This window comes from Pseudomonas sp. ES1, assembly GCF_050586605.1.
Lineage (GTDB): Bacteria > Pseudomonadota > Gammaproteobacteria > Pseudomonadales > Pseudomonadaceae > Aquipseudomonas > Aquipseudomonas sichuanensis.
In genome coordinates this window covers 38240-57085 of record NZ_JBOBDM010000017.1, presented here as the reverse complement: position 1 = coordinate 57085, position 18846 = coordinate 38240, and the positions used below count along the sequence as shown (strand labels likewise).

Annotated in this window: 15 protein-coding genes and 1 pseudogene; 12 read left to right on the top strand and 4 right to left on the bottom strand. The window is 64.0% G+C overall.

What is annotated here, in order from left to right:
* The first annotated feature begins 54 nt into the window (after positions 1–54).
* The 9 genes from ACQ4N9_RS09650 to ACQ4N9_RS09610 all read left to right on the top strand — a co-directional run bounded on the left by ACQ4N9_RS09650 (position 55) and on the right by ACQ4N9_RS09610 (position 10375).
* The gene (locus ACQ4N9_RS09650; RefSeq protein WP_430932742.1) at positions 55–777 is read left to right on the top strand and encodes a response regulator; all 723 of its coding nucleotides are present in this window, start codon (positions 55–57) and stop codon (positions 775–777) included.
* Positions 761–2215: an ATP-binding protein gene (locus ACQ4N9_RS09645; RefSeq protein WP_430932729.1), complete on the top strand. Its 1455-nt coding sequence runs from the start codon at positions 761–763 to the stop codon at positions 2213–2215. The genes ACQ4N9_RS09650 and ACQ4N9_RS09645 overlap by 17 nt, the downstream gene beginning before the upstream one ends.
* A 150-nt stretch (positions 2216–2365) precedes the next feature.
* Complete coding sequence (locus tag ACQ4N9_RS09640; protein ID WP_390968320.1) at positions 2366–3583, top strand: AGE family epimerase/isomerase; 1218 nt, start codon at positions 2366–2368, stop codon at positions 3581–3583.
* A gap of 116 nt (positions 3584–3699) precedes the next feature.
* The gene (locus ACQ4N9_RS09635) at positions 3700–4986 is read left to right on the top strand and encodes an ABC transporter substrate-binding protein (protein WP_390968318.1); all 1287 of its coding nucleotides are present in this window, start codon (positions 3700–3702) and stop codon (positions 4984–4986) included.
* A gap of 134 nt (positions 4987–5120) precedes the next feature.
* Positions 5121–6029 carry a carbohydrate ABC transporter permease gene (locus tag ACQ4N9_RS09630; RefSeq protein WP_323830273.1) on the top strand — a complete coding sequence of 303 codons (909 nt, stop codon included), beginning with the start codon at positions 5121–5123 and terminating at the stop codon, positions 6027–6029.
* Positions 6022–6867 carry a carbohydrate ABC transporter permease gene (locus tag ACQ4N9_RS09625; RefSeq protein ID WP_125465294.1) on the top strand — a complete coding sequence of 282 codons (846 nt, stop codon included), beginning with the start codon at positions 6022–6024 and terminating at the stop codon, positions 6865–6867. The genes ACQ4N9_RS09630 and ACQ4N9_RS09625 overlap by 8 nt, the downstream gene beginning before the upstream one ends.
* Before the next feature lie 3 nt (positions 6868–6870).
* Positions 6871–8019, top strand: a complete 1149-nt coding sequence (locus ACQ4N9_RS09620) for an ABC transporter ATP-binding protein (protein ID WP_390968315.1) — start codon at positions 6871–6873, stop codon at positions 8017–8019.
* An 89-nt stretch (positions 8020–8108) separates the two neighbouring features.
* On the top strand, positions 8109–9401 hold the full coding sequence (locus ACQ4N9_RS09615; RefSeq protein ID WP_390968476.1) for a carbohydrate porin: 1293 nt from the start codon (positions 8109–8111) through the stop codon (positions 9399–9401).
* A gap of 119 nt (positions 9402–9520) precedes the next feature.
* Complete coding sequence (locus ACQ4N9_RS09610) at positions 9521–10375, top strand: D-hexose-6-phosphate mutarotase (RefSeq protein WP_258704990.1); 855 nt, start codon at positions 9521–9523, stop codon at positions 10373–10375.
* On the opposite strand, the gene hexR is transcribed toward ACQ4N9_RS09610, so the two are convergent.
* On the bottom strand, positions 10368–11231 hold the full coding sequence (gene hexR, locus ACQ4N9_RS09605) for a DNA-binding transcriptional regulator HexR (protein ID WP_178125804.1): 864 nt from the start codon (positions 11229–11231) through the stop codon (positions 10368–10370). The genes ACQ4N9_RS09610 and hexR overlap by 8 nt on opposite strands.
* A gap of 215 nt (positions 11232–11446) precedes the next feature.
* Here hexR and zwf point away from each other — a divergent pair, with 215 nt between their 5' ends.
* The 3 genes from zwf to ACQ4N9_RS09590 are packed head-to-tail and all read left to right on the top strand — an operon-like array spanning position 11447 to position 14308.
* Positions 11447–12916, top strand: a complete 1470-nt coding sequence (gene zwf, locus ACQ4N9_RS09600) for a glucose-6-phosphate dehydrogenase (RefSeq protein WP_390968313.1) — start codon at positions 11447–11449, stop codon at positions 12914–12916.
* Positions 12903–13616, top strand: a complete 714-nt coding sequence (pgl, locus tag ACQ4N9_RS09595) for a 6-phosphogluconolactonase (protein ID WP_390968311.1) — start codon at positions 12903–12905, stop codon at positions 13614–13616. Before zwf ends, pgl begins: the two co-directional genes overlap by 14 nt.
* A 17-nt stretch (positions 13617–13633) precedes the next feature.
* Positions 13634–14308 carry a bifunctional 4-hydroxy-2-oxoglutarate aldolase/2-dehydro-3-deoxy-phosphogluconate aldolase gene (locus ACQ4N9_RS09590; protein WP_390968309.1) on the top strand — a complete coding sequence of 225 codons (675 nt, stop codon included), beginning with the start codon at positions 13634–13636 and terminating at the stop codon, positions 14306–14308.
* Positions 14309–14514: 206 nt separating this feature from the next.
* Here ACQ4N9_RS09590 and ACQ4N9_RS09585 read toward each other — a convergent pair whose 3' ends face one another.
* The 3 genes and pseudogenes from ACQ4N9_RS09585 to leuA all read right to left on the bottom strand — a co-directional run bounded on the left by ACQ4N9_RS09585 (position 14515) and on the right by leuA (position 18553).
* Positions 14515–15381, bottom strand: coding sequence for a methyl-accepting chemotaxis protein (locus ACQ4N9_RS09585; protein WP_374046961.1), 867 nt, complete (start codon positions 15379–15381; stop codon positions 14515–14517).
* Positions 15379–16359 (bottom strand): annotated as a pseudogene (locus tag ACQ4N9_RS09580) (nitrate- and nitrite sensing domain-containing protein); the annotation flags it as partial. The pseudogene ACQ4N9_RS09580 and the gene ACQ4N9_RS09585, both read right to left, overlap by 3 nt.
* 520 nt (positions 16360–16879) lie before the next feature.
* Positions 16880–18553, bottom strand: coding sequence for a 2-isopropylmalate synthase (gene leuA, locus ACQ4N9_RS09575; protein ID WP_258642951.1), 1674 nt, complete (start codon positions 18551–18553; stop codon positions 16880–16882).
* Positions 18554–18846 lie beyond the last annotated feature (293 nt).

Below are 18846 nucleotides of genomic sequence, written 5' to 3'. Positions count from 1 at the left end.
CACAGGATCCGTACAGCAGGCAGAAGATCTGCGCATACAAGAGGACGGACCATGATGACCACTGCCGGCAAATCGATCCTGATGGTCGACGACGACCAGGACATTCGCGAACTGCTGCAAACCTACCTGAGTCGCGCCGGTTTCCAGGTGCAGGCCGAGCCCGACGGTCAGTCCTTCCGCCGGGCACTGGACGCCAACCCCTGCGACCTGGTGATCCTCGACGTGATGCTGCCCGATGAAGACGGCTTCAGCCTGTGCCGCTGGGTGCGCCAGCACCCCCGGCTGTCGCGGGTACCGATCATCATGCTCACCGCCAGTTCCGACGAGGCCGACCGGGTCATCGGCCTGGAGCTGGGCGCCGACGACTACCTGGGCAAACCCTTCAGCCCGCGTGAGCTGCAGGCGCGGATCAAGGCCCTGCTGCGCCGCGCCGACTTCGGTCAGGCCGCACCGGCCAGCGCTGTGCTGGCGTTTGACGACTGGCGCCTGGACACGGTGAGCCACCGGCTGTTCCACCGCGATGGCGAGGAGGTGATTCTCTCCGGCGCCGACTTCGCCCTGCTCAAGCTGTTTCTCGATCACCCCCAACAGATCCTCGACCGCGACACCATCGGCAACGCCACCCGTGGGCGCGAGCCGATGCCCCTGGACCGCATCGTCGACATGGGCGTCAGCCGCTTGCGCCAGCGCCTGCGTGACACCGAAAAACCACCCCGGCTGATCCGCACCGTGCGTGGCAGCGGCTACTTGCTGGCGGCCCATGTCAGCCTGGCCTAGCGAGCGGCGCTGGCGCCTGCTGCCACGCTCTCTGCTGGGGCGCATGTTGCTGCTCACCCTGCTGGTGGTGGTACTGGCCCAGGGGCTTTCCAGCGTGATCTGGGTCGCCCAGCTGCGCGCCAGCCAGCTGCAGGGCCTGCGGGCCAGCGCCAGCAGCCTGGCCCACTCGATGAGCGCCAGCGTCAGCTACTTCCGTTCGCTGCCCGTGGCCTACCGGCCAATGGTGCTCGACCAGTTGCGCAGCATGGGCGGCACGCGCTTCTTCGTGTCGCTCAACGTCAAGCCGCTGGACATGCCGGTGCTGCCCGTCACCCCGCGCAAGCAGGCGGTGATCGAGGTGTTCCAGCAGGTGCTGCACGAACGCCTCGGGCAGCAGATGGACATCTCGGTGGAGTTCGTCAGCCCCGACGACCTGCGCATCTTCAACAGTGGCCTGAAGCTCGATGAGCTGCCGCGCTCGTGGGCGCATTACTCGCTGACCCTCGAACCGCTCAACCCGCCGGTGCTGGTCACCCAGATCCGCCTGGGCGAGGGCGAGTGGCTGTATATCGCCTCGCTGCTGCCCGAGCCCTACACCAGCCTTGAAGCCGAACGCCTGCCACGCCAGCAGATCGGCTTCATCGCCCTGACCACCGCCCTGTTGCTGCTGTTCATCGGCTTGCTGGTGCACTGGCAGAGCCGGCCGCTCAAGCGCCTGGCACGGGCGGCCCGGGAGCTGTCGCTGGGCGCCGATGTGGCACCGGTGGCCGAAGGCGGCGGCAGTGAAGTGGTGGAAGTGGGGCGGGCTTTCAACAACATGCGCGAGCGCATCAGCCGCTACCTGACCGAGCGCTCGCAACTGTTCAGCGCCATCTCCCACGACCTGCGCACACCGATCACCCGCCTGCGGCTGCGGGTCGAGCTGCTGGAAGACGAAGCCTTGCAGGCCAAGTTCAGCCGCGACCTCGATGAGCTGGAGCTGCTGGTCAAGGGCGCGCTGCAATGCGTGAAGGACACCGACATTCACGAGAACATCGAGCCGATCGATCTCAACCAGGTGCTGGAGCTGCTGGCCGAGGCTTATCTGCGCGACGGCCGCATCACCCTCGAAGGCCGGGCACTGGCGCCGTACCCGGGCAAGTCGCTGGCCCTGCGCCGCTGCATCGGCAACCTGATCGACAACGCCATCAAGTACGGCGAACGGGCGCAACTGCGCATCATCGACAGTGCCGAGAGCTTTGTGTTGCAGGTCGACGATCAGGGGCCAGGGGTGCCGGAGCAGCGCTTGGAGCAGGTGTTCGAGCCGCACTTCCGTTTGGCCGGGCAGCAGCAGGGATATGGGTTGGGGCTGGGGATTGCGCGCAATATCGCCCATAGCCATGGCGGTGAGGTGAGCCTGTTGAATCTGCGTGAGGGTGGGTTGCGGGTGACGCTTTACCTGCCGCGTACGCCTGATTGATGCCAATCGCGGGCGCTGACCCTGTGGGAGCGGGCTTGCCCCGCGATGAGGGCCTCGATGTAACGATGTGGTGACAATCGACCCAGTCTTCGTGACATGCCACCCAGGACGGCTGGCTAGAATCGGCTGACAACAACAAGGAAGACGCCAATGACCCGTAGCTGGCTCGATTCCCCTGTACACCACGCCTGGCTCACCACCGAGGCCTTGCGCCTGCTCGATTTCGCCAAGGCCGCACGCCTGCCCCAGGGCTTCGGCAACCTTGATGACGATGGCCGCCTGCCGCGCGGCGCCCTCGCCGAAACCCTGAATACCGCCCGCATGACCCACAGCTTTGCCCTGGCCCATCTGCAGGGCGTGCCGGGCTGCCTGCACCTGGTCGAACACGGCGTCGCCGCCCTGCAAGGTCCGCTGCGTGATGCCGAATACGGTGGCTGGTTCACCCATCCTGAAGGTCAGGCCGGCAGCGACAAGGCCGCGTACCTGCACGCATTCGTCGCCCTGGCCGCCAGTTCGGCGGTGGTGGCGGGTGTCGCCGCTGCTCCCGCGTTACTGGAGCAAGCGATCGAGGTCATCGAAACCCGCTTCTGGTGCGAAGCGCAGGGCGCCCTGCGTGAGTCCTTCAGCCGCGACTGGCAACAGGCCGAAGCCTACCGCGGCGCCAACAGCAACATGCATGGTGTCGAGGCATTCCTGGCGCTGGCGGATGTGACCGGCGACGCCTTGTGGCTGGACCGCGCCCTGCGCATCGTCGAGCGGCTGATCCTCGGCCAGGCCGCCAGCGACGGGTTCCGCGTCACCGAGCATTTCGACCCAGGCTGGCGAGCGCTGCCGGACTACAACCGCGACAACCCCACCGATGGTTTTCGCCCTTATGGCACCACCCCCGGACATGCCTTCGAATGGGCGCGCCTGCTGTTGCACCTGGAAGCTGCCCGGCTGCGTGCCGACCTGCCGGTGCCCAAGGCGCTGCTGAACGGCGCCAAAGGCCTGTTCGGCAGCGCTTGCCGCAACGCCTGGCTCGCCGACGGTACCCCAGGCCTGGTCTACACCCTGGACTGGCGCGACCGCCCGCTGGTGCGCGAGCGCTTGCACTGGGTGCATGCCGAGGCGAGCGCCACCGCCGCCGCCTTGCTGCGGCGCACTGGCGAGCCGCACTACGAGCAGTGGTACCGCTGCTTCTGGGACTTCATCGCCACGCATTTCATCGACCGCGTACACGGCAGCTGGCACCACGAACTGGACCCGAGCAACCAGCCCAGCGCGCGCATCTGGGGCGGCAAGCCCGATCTCTACCACGCGCTGCAGGCCCTGTTGCTGCCGCGCCTACCGCTGGCGCCGAGCCTGGCCACTGCGCTGGCTTTGTAACCAAACGCTGACATTCGCGCATCCGTTCGTTACCTGGCGCCGGGCGCGAGGTCCTTACACTCACTGCAAAGCAAGCGACAGTCTTGCCACGCATAACAACAAGAAAGGTATTCCCCATGCATTCGACGCTTCGTCTCGCCGCCGCGATCTCGTTCGCTTCCCTGTACGCCCTCAGTGCCCATGCCGCCGATACCAAAGGCAGCGTGGAGGTGGTCCATTGGTGGACTTCCGGCGGTGAAAAAGCCGCCGTGGATGTGCTCAAGGCCCAGGTCGAAAAAGACGGTTTCATCTGGAAGGACGGCGCGGTTGCCGGCGGCGGCGGTGCCACCGCCATGACCGTGCTCAAGAGCCGCGCAGTGGCTGGCAACCCGCCCGGCGTGGCGCAGATCAAGGGGCCGGATATCCAGGACTGGGCGTCCACCGGATTGCTCGATGCCGATGTATTGAAGGACGTTGCCAAGCAAGAGAAGTGGGACAGCCTGCTCGACAAGAAAGTCGCCGACACCGTGAAGTACGACGGTGACTACGTGGCCGTGCCGGTGAACATCCACCGCATCAACTGGCTGTGGATCAACCCGGAAGTGTTCAAGAAGGCCGGGATCGACAAGGCCCCGACCACCCTCGATGAATTCTACGCGGCAGGCGACAAGCTCAAGGCCGCCGGTTTCATCCCGCTTGCCCACGGCGGCCAGCCATGGCAGGACAGCACCGTGTTCGAGAGCGTGGTGCTCTCGGTGATGGGCGTGGAGGGTTACAAGAAGGCCCTGGTCGACCTCGATGAAAAAGCCCTGACCGGCCCCGAGATGGTCAAGGCGCTGACCGAACTGAAGAAGGTCGCCACCTACATGGACCCCGACGGCAAGGGCCAGGACTGGAACCTGGAAGCCGCCAAGGTGATCAACGGCAAGGCTGGCATGCAGATCATGGGTGACTGGGCCAAGAGCGAGTGGACCCTGGCCAAGAAAACCGCCGGCAAGGACTACCAGTGCGTAGCGTTCCCCGGCACCGACAAGGCCTTCCTCTACAACATCGATTCGTTGGTGGTGTTCAAGCAGAAGGACAAAGGCACGGCGGCGGGCCAGCAGGACATTGCCCGCAAGGTGCTGGGCGAGGACTTCCAGAAGGTGTTCAGCACCAACAAGGGCTCGATCCCGGTGCGTAACGACATGCTCGCCGACATGGGCAAGTACGGCTTCGACGCCTGCGCCCAGACTTCTGCCAAGGACTTCCTGGCCGACGCCAAGAGCGGCGGCCTGCAGCCGAGCATGGCGCACAACATGGCCACCACGCTGGCCGTGCAGGGGGCGTTCTTCGATGTGGTGACCAACTACATCAACGACCCCAAGGCAGAGCCTGCCGATGCGGCGAAGAAGCTGAACGCGGCAGTCAAGGCGGCCAAGTAAGGATCTGACGGCCCGATCGCCGGCAAGCCGGCTCCCACAGGTACATCGATCAGCCTGAGGGCACCTGTACCTGTGGGAGCTGGCTTGCCAGCGATGAGGCCAGCGCAGGCAACCTCGCATCGAGAATCCAGATCATGACTACAGCAACCGCCCGCCTGCGGGCCTCACCCCTGGACGCGCTCCAGCGCTGGCTGCCAAAACTGGTACTGGCGCCGAGCATGTTCATCATCCTGGTGGGGTTCTACGGCTACATCCTGTGGACCTTCGTCCTCTCGTTCACCACCTCGACCTTCCTCCCCACCTACAAATGGGCCGGGCTTGCGCAATACGCACGGTTGTTCGACAACGATCGCTGGTGGGTGGCGAGCAAGAACCTGCTGCTGTTCGGTGGCCTGTTCATCGCCATCACCCTGGTCATCGGCGTGTTCCTCGCCGTGCTGCTGGACCAGCGCATTCGCCGTGAGGGCTTTATCCGGACGATCTATCTCTACCCCATGGCACTGTCGATGATCGTCACCGGCACCGCCTGGAAGTGGCTGCTCAACCCCGGCATGGGCCTGGACAAGCTGCTGCGCGACTGGGGTTGGGAAGGCTTTCGCCTGGACTGGCTGATCGACCCGGACCGGGTGGTCTACTGCCTGGTGATCGCCGCGGTGTGGCAGGCCTCGGGCTTCATCATGGCGATGTTCCTCGCCGGCCTGCGCGGGGTCGACCAGTCGATCATCCGCGCCGCGCAACTGGATGGCGCCAGCCTGCCGCGCATCTACTGGACGGTGGTGCTGCCCAGCCTGCGCCCGGTGTTCTTCAGTTCACTGATGATCCTGGCGCACATCGCCATCAAGAGCTTCGACCTGGTCGCGGCCATGACCGCCGGCGGCCCCGGCTACTCCTCCGACCTGCCGGCGATGTTCATGTACGCCTTCACCTTCAGCCGCGGGCAGATGGGCATGGGCTCGGCCAGTGCGATCCTGATGCTCGGCGCCATCCTGGCGATCATCGTCCCCTACCTGTACTCGGAGCTGCGGGGTAAACGCCATGAGTAGCCGCCTCGACAAACCCGCATTGAGCTTCAGCCGCCTCGCCATCCACGCCGTGCTGCTGCTTGCCGTGCTGCTGTACCTGGTGCCGCTGGTGGTGATGCTGTTGACCAGCTTCAAGACCCCCGAAGACATCAGCACCGGCAACCTGCTGAGCTGGCCGACGGTGTTCACCGGCATCGGCTGGGCCAAGGCCTGGGCCACGGTCAACGGCTACTTCGTCAACTCGGTGCTGATCACCGTTCCGGCGGTGCTGATCTCCACCACCATCGGCGCGCTCAACGGCTACGTGCTGTCGATGTGGCGCTTCCGTGGCTCGCAGTTGTTCTTCGGCTTGCTGCTGTTCGGCTGCTTCCTGCCGTTCCAGACCGTGCTGCTGCCGGCCTCGTTCACCCTCGGCAAGCTCGGCCTGGCCAGCACCACCAGCGGCCTGGTGCTGGTGCACGTGGTGTACGGGCTGGCCTTCACCACGCTGTTCTTTCGCAACTACTACGTGAGCATCCCCGATGCCCTGGTCAAGGCTGCGCGCCTGGATGGCGCCGGGTTCTTCACCATCTTCGGGCGGATCATCCTGCCGATGTCGACACCGATCATCATGGTCTGCCTGATCTGGCAGTTCACCCAGATCTGGAACGACTTCCTGTTTGGCGTGGTGTTCTCCAGTGGCGACTCGCAGCCGATCACCGTGGCCCTCAACAACCTGGTCAACACCAGCACCGGGGCTAAGGAATACAACGTCGACATGGCCGCGGCGATGATCGCCGGGCTGCCGACGCTGCTGGTCTACGTGATTGCGGGCAAGTATTTCGTGCGCGGGCTGACCGCCGGCGCGGTAAAGGGGTAAGTCATGGCAACGCTCGAACTTCGCAACGTGAACAAGACCTACGGCGCCGGTTTGCCGGACACGCTCAAGGACATCCAGCTAGCGATCAAGGACGGCGAGTTCCTGATCCTGGTCGGCCCCTCGGGTTGCGGCAAGTCCACCTTGATGAACTGCATCGCCGGCCTTGAGAACATCAGTGGCGGGGCGATCCTGATCGACGATGAAGACGTCAGCGGCATGAGCCCGAAGGATCGCGACATCGCCATGGTGTTCCAGTCCTACGCGCTGTACCCGACCATGAACGTGCGCGACAACATCGCGTTCGGCCTGAAGATCCGCAAGCTGCCCCAGGCGGCCATCGACGAGGAGGTGGCGCGGGTCGCCAAGCTGCTGCAGATCGAGCACCTGCTCGGCCGCAAGCCAGGCCAGCTCTCCGGCGGCCAGCAGCAGCGCGTGGCCATGGGCCGGGCGCTGGCACGGCGGCCGAAGATCTACCTGTTCGACGAGCCGCTGTCGAACCTCGACGCCAAGCTGCGGGTAGAGATGCGTACCGAGATCAAGCTGATGCATCAGCGCCTGAAGACCACCACGGTGTACGTCACCCACGACCAGATCGAGGCCATGACCCTGGGCGACAAGGTGGCGGTGATGAAGGACGGCCTGATCCAGCAGTTCGGCACGCCGCAGCAGATCTACAACGATCCGGCCAACCTGTTCGTCGCCAGCTTCATTGGTTCGCCACCGATGAACTTCATCCCGGTGCGCCTGACCCGCCAGGACGGCCGGGTGCTGGCGCTGCTCGACAGCGGCCAGGCGCGCTGCGAACTGCCGCTGGGGGTGGATGCCGAGGTGCTGGACGGGCGCGAGGTCATCCTCGGTGTACGCCCGGAGCAGATTTCGCTGGGGGGCGTGGAAGGCAACGGCCTGCCGGGTATCCGCGCCGAAGTGCAGGTGACCGAGCCCACCGGGCCGGACCTGCTGGTGTTCGTCACGCTCAACCAGACCAAGGTCTGCTGCCGCCTGGCGCCGGATGTGGCGTGCCGGGTGGGCGATAGCCTGAACCTGCAGTTCGACCCGGCGCGGGTGCTGCTGTTCGACGCCGCCAGCGGCGAGCGGCTCGACCTGGTTGCTAGCGCCGTGAAGGACAACGTGACCCGCTTCAAAGGCCGTTAAACCGTTCTGTTAATAACAAGAAAAGAGGACGCAAAGGGATGGAACAGCGCAATCGCATCAGGACATTGGGCTCGCTGGCACTGCTGGCCATGGTCGGCAGCAGCGGGGCCCAGGCTGCCGAGGCTTTCTCGTCGGAATCGAAATGGATGACCGGCGACTGGGGCGGCACTCGCACCGAGCTGCTGGACAAGGGCTATGACTTCACCCTCGACTACGTCGGCGAGGTGGCCGGCAACCTGCACGGTGGCTACAACGACGACAAGACCGCGCGCTACAGCGACCAGTTCGCCCTCGGCGCGCACCTGGACCTGGAGAAGATCTTCGGCTGGCACGATGCCGAGTTCAAACTGGCGATCACCGAACGCAGCGGCCGCAACCTGTCCAACGACCGCATCAGCGACCCACGCGCCGGGCAGTTCAGCTCGGTGCAGGAGGTCTGGGGGCGCGGCCAGACCTGGCGGTTGACGCAGATGTGGGTCAAGCAGAAGTACTTCGACGGTGCGCTGGATGTGAAAGTCGGCCGCTTTGGCGAAGGCGAGGACTTCAACAGCTTCCCCTGCGACTTCCAGAACCTGGCGTTCTGCGGCTCGCAGGTGGGCAACTGGGTGGGGGGCATCTGGTACAACTGGCCGGTCAGCCAGTGGGCCCTGCGGGTGAAATACAACATCACCCCGGAATTCTTCGTCCAGGTCGGTGCCTACGAGCAGAACCCTTCGAACCTGGAGACCGGCAACGGCTTCAAGCTCAGCGGCAGCGGCACCAAGGGCGCGATCCTGCCGGTGGAGGCGGTGTGGTCGCCCAAGGTCAACGGCCTGCCGGGCGAGTACCGCCTGGGCTACTACTACAGCACCGCCAAGGCCGACGATGTATATGACGACATCAACGGCAACCCGCAGGCATTGACCGGGCAGGACTTCAAGTCGCACTCCAGCAAGCATGGCTGGTGGGTGGTGGCGCAGCAGCAGGTGACTGCCCACGCCAGTGATGCCAGCCGTGGCCTGAGCCTGTTCGCCAACTTCACCGTGCACGACAAGGCCACCAACGTGGTCGACAACTACCAGCAGGTCGGCCTGGTGTACAAAGGCGCCTTCGATGCTCGGCCCAAGGACGATATCGGCTTCGGCGTGGCCCGTATCCATGTCAACGACGACGTGAAGAAACGCGCAGAGCTGCTCAACGCCCAGTCCGGCATTGCCGATTACGACAATCCAGGCTTCGTGCCGCTGCAGCGCACCGAGTACAACGCCGAGCTCTACTACGGCTTCCACGTCACCAATTGGCTGACCGTGCGGCCGAACCTGCAGTACATCAAGAGCCCGGGTGCGGTGGACGAGGTGGACAACGCGCTGGTCGCAGGGTTGAAGATTCAGTCGTCATTCTGAGACGAATTGTTGTAAATTTACGCCATCTATTTTCGGCCCTCCGCTAACCACTGGTCTGCAGTGGTTAGCGGGTACGGGCTGAGACAGCGCTATCTCGAACAACAAAAGAGCTTGGAACCATGGCAGAACATCCGCTACATCGCTTCTTCACCTCGCAACGGCCGAGGCCGACCTTCGAGTGGGAGCGTTACCAGCAGCGCGATGTGCTGATCATCGACCACCCCCGCTGCCAGGCGGTGTTCAGCCGCCAGGGCGGGCAATTGCTGCATTTCCAGCCCACCGGTGAAAAGCCCTGGCTGTGGTGCGCCGAACAGTGGCCGCAGGTTGGCGCCATCCGCGGTGGCGTGCCGGTGTGCTGGCCCTGGTATGGGCGCCACCCCAGCGAGGACCTGTGGCCGGCCCACGGCTGGGCACGGCTGCTGGACTGGAAGCTGGTGGACAGCCGTGAGGACGAGGAGGGCGTGACCTTGAAGTGGCGCCTGGACCTGTGCGACTGGCAGGTCGACCTGCATGCGCGCCTGGGCGCCAGCATGGAATTGAGCCTGAGTACCGAGCACCAGGACAGCGAGCCCTGCCAGTTGAGCCATGCGCTGCTGGCTTACTGGCGGATCAGTGACGTGTCAAAGATAGCGCTGTCTGGGCTTGAGGATATCGAAGGCTACGACCGCCTCAACCGCCAGGCTTGCCGCGAAGACGGCGCGTTGAAACTCAAGGGCGGTTGCCAGAAGGTCTACCCCGGCACGCCCAGGGTGCAATTGCAGGACCCGGCCTGGCAGCGCGAGCTGTGCATCGACACCGGCGACAGCGACGACACCGTGGTCTGGCACCCAGGCAACCGCCCGCTGATGGGCGTGAGCGGGCGCGAGTGCCAGGGTTTCGTCTGCGTCGAGGCGGCCAGCGGCAGCGACGAGGGCCTGAGCCTGAGGCCGGGTGAACGTGCGCACCTGCGGCTGCAGGCGCATCGCCTCAGCTGAGGTCGTCGTCCTCGATCGGGTAGCGGCTGGCGTTGAGGCTTTCCTTGATCTTGCGCAGGTGCGGCTGGAAGTCCACGCCGCGGCGCAGGGTCATGCCGGTGGCGAGCACGTCGAGCACGGTGAGCTGGATGATCCGCGAGGTCATCGGCATATAGATGTCGGTGTCCTCCGGCAACGGGATGTGCAGGCTCAGGCTGCAGGCCTGGGCCAATGGCGAGCCGGCGGCGGTCAGGCCGAGCACCGAGGCGCCGTTTTCCCGCGCCACGCGCGCCACCTCGACCAGTTCGCGGGTGCGCCCGGTGTAGGAGATGATCACGAACAGGTCGCCGGTGTGGGCCACCGAGGCCAGCATGCGCTGCATCAGCACATCGGCATGGGCCGACACGGCCAGGTTGAAGCGGAAGAACTTGTGTTGCGCATCAAGGGCCACCGGGGCGGAAGCACCGAGGCCGAAGAAGTGGATCTGCCGGGCCTGGATCATCATGTCCACGGCGCGGCTGACCTGCTGTGGGTCGAGTTGCTGGCAGGCGCTGTCGAGCGAGGCGATGGCGCTGCCGAAGATTTTCTGGGTGTAGGCCGCCGGATCGTCGTCGGCCTCCACCGCTCGGCTGACGTAGGCCGCGCCGCTGGCCAGGCTCTGCGCCAGTTGCAGTTTGAGCTCGGGGTAGCCGTTGACGCCGAACGAGCGGCAGAAGCGGTTGACGGTCGGTTCGCTGACCGAGGCCGCCTGGGCCAGCGCGGCGATGCTGAAGCGGGTGGCTTGTTGCGGGTTGAGCAGGATGACTTCGGCGACTTTGCGTTCGGCCTTGTTCAACTCGTCCAGGCGGCCCTGGATCTGTTCCAGGAGGTTACGCACGCGGTCCATGGGGTGTCCTTGGTCGGCTCTAGGTGACAGCCGGCTGGCGGGGCAGCAGGCTTTTTGCAGTGTTGTGTATCCTACTGGCGGTGAGATTGTCACACCACTGGGTTGTAATAGATGTAAGTAATGTTGTGGTTTTTACTACATTAGGCCTTGAAAACCCGCTTTGAAAGCGGTATTCCTAGCTCAACTTTAATAAAAGAACCAACATCATGGCTGCGATAAGTGTCGAACCTTGCACATTTGCCCTCTTTGGCGCCTTGGGCGACCTGGCATTGCGCAAGCTGTTTCCTGCGCTCTACCAGCTCGACCGTGCCAACCTGCTGCACCCGGACACCCGGCTGCTGGCCCTGGCCCGTGAGCCGGGCACCGCGCAGGAGCACCTGGGCACCATCGAGGCGCACCTGCGCCGCCACGTCCCCGACGCGGACATCGACGCCGTTGCCCTGGGCCGCTTCCTCGAACGCCTGAACTACCTGCATGTGGACTTCGCCCAGCCCGAGGATTACCAGGCGCTGGTCGAGCAAGCGCCAGGCGAGCTGCCACTGATCGCCTATTTCGCCACGGCCGCCGCAGTCTATGGGGCGATTTGCGAGAACCTCGACAAGGCCGGCCTGGCGCCGCGCACCCGGGTGGTGCTGGAAAAGCCCATTGGCCACGACCTGGAGTCGTCGCGCCGGGTCAACGACGCCGTGGCGCGGTTCTTCCCGGAAAACCGCGTCTATCGCATCGACCACTACCTGGGCAAAGAGACGGTGCAGAACCTGATTGCCCTGCGCTTTGCCAACAGCCTGTTCGAAACCCAGTGGAACCAGAATTCCATCTCCCACGTGGAGATCACCGTCGCCGAAAAGGTCGGTATCGAAGGCCGCTGGGGCTACTTCGACAAGGCCGGCCAACTGCGCGACATGATCCAGAACCACCTGTTGCAGCTGCTTTGCCTGATCGCCATGGACCCGCCCAGCGACCTTTCCGCCGACAGCATCCGCGACGAGAAGGTCAAGGTGCTCAAGGCCCTGGCGCCGATCACCGGAGAGGGCCTGAGCACTCGCGTGGTGCGTGGTCAGTACATCGCCGGCTACAGCGACGGCAAGCCGGTGCCGGGCTACCTGGAAGAAGACAACGCCAACGCCCAGAGCGACACCGAAACCTTTGTCGCCCTGCGCGCCGACATCCGCAACTGGCGCTGGTCGGGCGTGCCGTTCTACCTGCGCACCGGCAAGCGCATGCCCGGCAAGCTGTCGCAGATCGTCATCCACTTCAAAGAGACGCCGCACTACATCTTTGCTCCGGAACAGCGCTTGCAGATCGGCAACAAGCTGATCATCCGCCTGCAGCCGGACGAAGGTATCTCGCTGCGGGTGATGACCAAGGAGCAGGGCCTGGACAAGGGCATGCAGCTGCGCAGTGGCCCGCTGCAACTGAATTTCTCCGACACCTGGCGCAGCGCGCGGATTCCTGATGCCTACGAGCGCTTGCTGCTGGAAGTGATGCGCGGCAACCAGAACCTGTTCGTGCGCAAGGACGAAATCGAATACGCCTGGAAATGGTGCGACCAGCTGATCGCCGGCTGGAAGACCAGCGGCGATGCCCCCAAGCCCTATGCGGCCGGTTCCTGGGGGCCGATGAGCTCGATTGCATTGATTACACGTGATGGGAGGGCCTGGTATGGCGATATCTGAACTGCAACTGCCGGCGAGCGTGAAGGCGCATGCGCTGGCCGATTCGAACAGCCTGGCGGCGACCCTGGCCCATGACGTGGCCGAACGCCTGCGCCAGGCCATCGCCAGCAAGGGCCAGGCCTGTGTGGTGTTGTCCGGCGGGCGCAGCCCGGTACCGTTCCTCGAGCAGTTGGCTGCGCAAGTGCTGGACTGGTCGAAGGTGACCGTGAGCCTGGCCGACGAGCGCTGGGTGCCGGTGGAGCATGCCGACAGCAACGCAGGTTTGCTGGCCCGTCACTTGCTCAAGGGCACGGCGGCCAAGGCACGCTTCATCGGCCTCTATCAGGGTGCCGCCAACCTGGAAGCCGCCGCCGAACAGGCCGACCAGGCACTGGCCGAGTTGCCGCCGATCGATGTACTGGTGCTGGGCATGGGCGACGATGGCCACACCGCCTCGCTGTTCCCGGCCAGCCCCAACCTGCGCCAGGGCCTGGCCAAGGTGGGTGAGCGCCGCTGCCTGCCGATGCTGGCGCCCAGCGTGCCGCACCAGCGCCTGAGCATGACCCGCGCGCTGCTGGCCAGCGCCGGCTTCACTGCGCTGTCCGTGCAAGGGGCCGGCAAACTCGCTACCCTGCGCGCCGCGCTGGCGGGCAACGACCTTACCGAAATGCCGATTCGCGCTTTTCTTCACGACCCCCTGAGCATCTACTGGTGCCCATGAGCCAAGGATCCACAGTCATGACCACCCTCGAACGCCCACAGCCTTTGCTCTCGATGGCCGAGAAAGCCGAACGCATCGACGCGATCTGCGCCAAGGCGCGCATCCTGCCGGTGATCACCATCGCCCGCGAGCAAGACATCCTGCCGCTGGCCGACGCCTTGGCCGCCGGTGGCATCCGCACCCTGGAAGTGACCCTGCGCTCGGCGCTGGGCCTGAAGGCCATCCAGGTGCTGCGTGAGCAGCGCCCGGAGCTGTGCGTCGGTGCCGGCACCGTGCTCGACCGCAGCATGTTTGCCGCCGTGCAGGCCGCTGGCGCGCAGTTCGTCGTCACCCCGGGCATCACCCAGGACATTCTCGAGGCCGGCGTGGACAGCGACATCCCGCTGCTGCCCGGCATCAGCACGCCGTCCGAGATCATGATGGGTTACGCCCTGGGCTACCGACGCTTCAAGCTGTTCCCGGCCGAGATCAGCGGCGGCGTGGCGGCGATCAAGGCTTTCGGCGGCCCGTTCGGCGACATCCGCTTCTGCCCCACGGGCGGGGTGAACCCAGCCAACGTGCGCAACTACATGGCACTGCCCAATGTGATGTGCGTGGGCGGCACCTGGATGCTCGACAGCAGCTGGATCAAGAACGGCGACTGGGCGCGCATCGAGGCCTGCAGCGCCGAGGCGATGGCGTTGCTGGACTGACCGATTTCGTTGTGTGCTACACGGCTTGTGGGGCGCTTGGTCGGCGCCCCTTTTTTTTGCCTGCGGATTATGTAGAGCCTGCCTTGGTTCAATCGCCGGCAAGCCGGCTCCCACCCGACCGCATTGGCCTCAAGCCCTGTGTCGCACCTGTGGGAGCCGGCTTGCCGGCGATAGGGCCGGGGCAGGCAACGAAAGAAGCGAGGCCGTCATGCCAGGCGGAAGCGGCTGACCAGTTGCTGTTGATGTTCTGCCAGGCGGGCCAGCTCCTGGCTGGTCACCGCAGTCTGCTGAGCGCCTGCACTGACCTGTATCACCAGGTCATTGATTGCGTTGACGTTGCGGTTGATGTCTTCGGACACCGCGCTCTGCTCTTCGGCAGCAGAGGCGATCTGGATGTTGCGGTCGCTGATGCGGGCGACGCCCTCGGTGATCGACGCCAGCAGCTCGCCTGCGCGGCCGATGCGGCTGGCGCCGGACTGCGCCTTGCCCAAGGTTTCCAGCATGGAACTGCTGGCCCGATCAGAGCCGGCCTGCAGGTTGCTGATCATCTGCTGGATATTGCCGGTCGATTCCTGGGTGCGCTGTGCCAGGGTGCGCACTTCCGAGGCCACCACGGCGAAACCGCGACCGTGGTCGCCGGCACGGGCGGCTTCGATGGCGGCATTCAGGGCCAACAGGTTGGTCTGTTCGGCGATACCCCGGATCACGTCCAGTACCGATGAAATCGCATCGCTTTCCTGCTTCAGCTCATTGATCAGGTTGGCGGTCTGTTCGGCCTGGGACGACAGCTCGCGGATCAGTTCGATGGTGCCTTCGACTTCGGCCTGGCCCTGGCTGGTACTGGTGTGAATCTGCTGGGACAGATTGGCCGCGTCGTTGGTGCTATGCGCCACTTCACGCACGGTGGCGCTCATCTCGTTGATCGCGGTGGCCACCAGCTCGGTGCTCTGGCGTTGCTGTTCGACACTGCGGCTGGTCTGCAGGGTCACCGCTGAGGACTCTTCAGCGGCGGTGGCGACCTGGGCAGTAGCGCTGCCGATCTCGCGGACGATTTCGCCGAGTTCGTCGGCCATGCGGTTGAGGTTGTCGGCGATCTGGCCGAACTCGTCCTTGCTGCGGTAACCGCTGCGCGCAGTAAGGTCGCGGCGGGCGAGGCCATCGAGGGCGCTGTTGATGTCCTGCACCGCCTTGCCGATGCTGTGGATGATCAGCCACGACAACAGGGCTACGAGGGCCAGCGCCAGGAGCGCGCCGCCGAGCGTCAGCCACAGGGCTTGGCTGGCGTTGCCATGGGCGTCGGCGGCAAGTTTGCCGACGCGCTCGGCCAGGGCCTGCTCGACCTCGCTCATCTGGTCGATGCGCTGGGTCGAAATGTCGAACCAGGCTTCCGGTTTGATCCCCAGCGCCTGGCCCAGCGGCACCTCGAAGGCCAGGCGTTGCAGCCTGCTCACTTCATTGGCGGCAGGCGATTGTTGGCGGGCCTGGAACTGGCTCAGCAGTTCAGCTGACGCCTTGCGCTGGAACCCGTCGGCATAGGCGGAAAACTCACCGAGGTTGCGGCTGAAGCGCGACAGCAGAGTAGCGTCGAAGTGATCTTGATTGAATGCCAGGCCAAGGATGACCCGCTCACGGCCGGCCCGCTCCTTCAGTTCGATGAACTGATTGAGTGCACTCAGCGCATGAACCACCGCGGTGTTGTTGACGCGTTTTTCCAATGAGTGGGTATAGCCGATCAATTGCTGGATCATCTCGGTGTAGCGGGCGCCGGATACAGTGCTGTCAATCGATAACTGGCTCACCTGCTGGCGCAGCTCGGTAATCGCCTGCAAGGTGCCGAGTAACTTGGCGATGTCGCTGTCATTGGCTGTCGGCAAGCGTCGGACCGCTTCGATGGCGGCGCTGCTTTCTTCGCGGATTTGCCCCAGGCGGTTGCCCATGGCCGTGCCGCGGCTGCCGATGAACACCCCGCTCGCACCGCGTTCACGCTGCAGGCTGGTGATCAACACGCTCAGCGATTGCGCCGTGCTGCTGGCGCTTACGGTGCTTTCCATGTCGCGCAAGGTTCGATAATTGTCGAGCAGGTAAACACTGCTCAGTAGTAGGAAACCGAGTAAGGGAAATATCAGTATCAACAACAGCTTCAGGCGAAGCGGGGCATTGGTCAGCATGCGTCTGGCCTCTGGGAAGTGGGCAGTAGGTTAATAGGCGAATGCCGCTGCTGTTGTTGTTTGATGGCTCGCTGCCACTATTTTACTTTTATTGTGTTGCACTAATAAAGAGTAAGTAGCGACAGGTTTTGACTAATGAAAATGCACTTATTTAGTTCAAGCAATAAAGTATTGATCCATATCAGTGCATCGGCGAATTAATAAGCTTTGATCGGAAGTTGTAAAGCAGGCTGCCTGCATTGTGCTTCCCTGTAGGCAGGCGGCTGCGCCGCTTGATCCAAGGCATCCTGCAAATTTTTCGCCATGGCGAAATGACGGCGTTGACTGACGCACCTTGCTGGATATTTCGGGCATAAAAAAACCCGCATCAGAGGATGCGGGTTTGCAGGCGAGCAGGGCGGGTTTATGCCGCCTTGGCTTCCTGTTGGCTCAGGGAGCGGTTCAGCGCGCTGAACAGCGCCTTGAAGCTGGCGGTGGTGATGTTCTCGTCGATGCCCACGCCGTGCACCGGGCGACCGCCCGCGACGCGCAGCTCGATGTAGGCCGCGGCTTTGGCGTTGGTGCCGGCGCCGATGGCGTGCTCGTTGTAGTCCATGATTTCCACGGCCACTGGCAGGCCGGCCACCAGCGCTTCCAGAGCACCGTTGCCTTTACCGTGCCAATGCAAGGTGGTCTCGCCTTCACCGGAGACTTCCACTTGCACGTGGCTGCTGCCGTTCTCTTCCTGCAGACGGTGGCTGACCAGCGCGTACGGCGCATTGGCTTGCAGGTATTCCTTTTGCAGCAGGGTGTAAATCTGCTTGGCGGTCATTTCCAGGCCCAGCCGGTCGGTCTCACCCTGCACCACCTGGCTGAACTCGATCTGCATGCGTCGCGGCAGGCTGATGCCGTATTCCTGTTCGAGCAGGTAGGTGATGCCGCCCTTGCCCGACTGGCTGTTGACGCGGATCACCGCCTCGTAGCTGCGGCCGATGTCGGCCGGGTCAATCGGCAGGTACGGCACTTCCCACAGCTCGCCTTCCTGCTGCTTGGCGAAGCCTTTGCGGATGGCATCCTGGTGCGAGCCGGAGAAGGCGGTGTGGACCAGGTCGCCAACGTACGGGTGACGCGGGTGCACCGGCAACTGGTTGCACTCCTCGACGACCTTGCGCACGCCGTCGATGTCGGAGAAGTCCAGCTGCGGGTCGATGCCCTGGGTGTAGAGGTTCAACGCCAGGGTCACCAGGTCGACGTTGCCGGTGCGCTCGCCGTTGCCGAACAGGCAGCCTTCGGCACGGTCGGCGCCGGCCATCAGGCCCAGCTCGGTGGCGGCGATGCCGGTGCCACGGTCGTTGTGGCAGTGCAGGCTGATGATCACGCTGTCGCGGCGGCTGACATTGCGGCAGAACCATTCGATCTGGTCGGCGTAGATGTTCGGCGTGGCGACTTCGACGGTGGCCGGCAGGTTGAGGATGACCTTGTGCTCAGGGGTCGGGTTCCACACCTCGATCACCGCGTCGCACACCTCTTTGGCGAACTCCAGCTCGGTGGCGCTGAAGGTCTCTGGCGAGTACTGGAAGGTCCAGTGGGTTTCCGGCTGCTGGGCGGCGTACTTGACGAACAGCTTGGCGGCGTTGACCGCGATGTCCTTGACGCCCTGCTTGTCCTGGTTGAAGACGATGCGGCGGAACGACGGGCAAGTGGCGTTGTACAGGTGGACGATGGCCTTCTTGGCGCCGCGCAGGGATTCGAAGGTGCGGGCGATCAGGTCTTCACGGGCTTGAGTGAGCACCTGGATGGTGGTGTCGTCCGGGATGTGGCCGTCTTCGATCAGGGTGCGCACGAAGTCGAAGTCGGTTTGCGACGCGGACGGGAACGAGGCTTCGATTTCCTTCACGCCGACCTGCACCAAGGTCTTCCAGAAACGCAGCTTCTTCTCCGAATCCATCGGCTCGATCAGCGACTGGTTGCCATCACGCAGGTCGGAGCTGCACCAGATCGGCGCCTGGGTGATGGTTTTCGACGGCCAGGTGCGGTCGGGCAGGTCGATGGTCGGGAAGGCGCGGTATTTCTTCGAAGGGTCTTTGAGCATGGTCATGGAAGCAATCCTTTTATGTGCGGCCGAAATCGGGCCTGCCAAACGATAACGAGATGAAAAGGCGAGGCGACGCGATTCACCCTGGTAGTCGTGCACTGACCAGGCAGAGGCTGCGGTGTTGTCGGAGAAGGATGAGGGTGCTGAAGGTTTTCATGTGCTCAACCCTAACCAGTGGGGTGGGGGATGGCAAGGCTTCAGAAAAAATTGAGAGGAATGCTTAAAAAAACAGGATTGGCGAGATTTTATGGCTGGTTATTGTTTGTTTTGTTTGTGTCGTTGCGCAGTATTTTTGG